Raw genomic sequence first — 945 nt, 5'->3', positions numbered from 1 at the left:
TTTTTCTGAGTTTGTCTTAATTACCTTTAAGACAAACTCATTCATGAAAATATTAAGTCAATTAGTTGAACACTCCAAGGAGTAAACATAAATAAGGAGAATAAAATAAGCAAAATACTTATAAAAATGGTTACTTTGCTGTCTTGATTGTTTCTATAAGCAGATATCGATCGGATTAAAAGATAAATACCTATAAATAATGTTAGAAAGTACCAAAAACCCATATGAAACACTCCTTTTTAATTTTTTCAATTATGTGATTAATTCCTTAAATTAGACCTTAAAAAAAAAGTAGAGCAGTTTTATACTTTCTTCCGTGTCAAAAAAATCCCAAAGATAACTCCAATAAGGGCAATTGGAGCTATTCTCATGAACAACCACTCAAATCCGTGTAAAACCACTCCGACAACTGCGATTTCAGGGTCACTATAATCCCAACCCAAGTAAGGACTATTTGACACTATTAAAACGGTGAAAATAGCAGCTATAACCATGAACAGTAAAATAAGAAGCCAGTGAAACGTTTTGCTCCTTGTTGCTTTCCTTTGTGCGAGTTGCAAGTTGATGACCTCAAGTTTTTCAGAAATCACTTTTACGTCATCAACCTTCGACTCAATTATAGTTTCCCCAAGCAAAGTGCTTACGGATGTTTCAAACACTTCCGATATAGAAATAAGCATATCAGAATCAGGAACCGACAAACCTTTTTCCCATTTAGATATTGTTTGTCGCACTACATTTAGTTTGATCGCAAGTTCTTCTTGCGAAAGCCCTATCGATTTTCGAATTGCTTTAATATTTTCCCCTAGCATTAGTGATAACCTCTTTTCTACCGCTATTATATAATTAATTACTTGTTGCTATAAGCAACGCAAATTAACATTTTACTATCCTTACACTAATAATGTTGAGTTTTATTTAGTTCTTATTGTGACAAACTCACCT

The 945-nt window shown here is 32.7% G+C and carries 1 protein-coding gene; it reads right to left on the bottom strand.

Annotated elements, in window-relative coordinates; genetic code table 11:
- Positions 1-302: 302 nt before the first annotated feature.
- Entirely contained in the window at positions 303-812 is a 510-nt protein-coding gene (locus EF384_RS09560; protein ID WP_123781486.1) for a helix-turn-helix domain-containing protein, read from the bottom strand.
- Positions 813-945 lie beyond the last annotated feature (133 nt).

Source organism: Aerococcus agrisoli (assembly GCF_003797145.1).
GTDB classification, from domain to species: Bacteria; Bacillota; Bacilli; order Lactobacillales; family Aerococcaceae; genus Aerococcus; species Aerococcus agrisoli.
Note: the sequence above shows the minus strand (reverse complement) of the source record. Positions and strands in the feature narration are given on the sequence as shown.